The 305-nt window shown below is 65.9% G+C and carries 1 protein-coding gene; it reads left to right on the top strand.

The window, feature by feature from the left end; translation table 11 throughout:
- Positions 1-305: ATPase, T2SS/T4P/T4SS family (locus EN850_RS35390; protein ID WP_189591348.1), on the top strand; the 305-nt coding region annotated here is incomplete at both ends.

The following is a 305-nucleotide window of genomic DNA, read 5'->3' on the forward strand; positions in this document are numbered from 1 at the left end:
TGGCTTCAACGAAGCGCTGCGCTCGGCACTGCGCGAGGACCCGGACATCATCCTGGTCGGCGAACTTCGCGACCTGGAAACCATCCGCCTGGCGCTGACCGCCGCGGAAACCGGTCACCTGGTGTTCGGCACCCTGCACACCAGCTCGGCGGCCAAGACCATCGACCGCATCATCGACGTGTTCCCGGCCGGCGAAAAGCCGATGGTGCGCTCGATGCTGTCCGAGTCGCTGCGTGCGGTGATCTCGCAGGCGCTGCTGAAGAAGGTTGGCGGCGGTCGTACCGCAGCGTGGGAAATCATGGTCG

It is taken from the genome of Mesorhizobium sp. M8A.F.Ca.ET.207.01.1.1, from assembly GCF_004794715.1.
GTDB lineage: Bacteria > Pseudomonadota > Alphaproteobacteria > Rhizobiales > Rhizobiaceae > Mesorhizobium.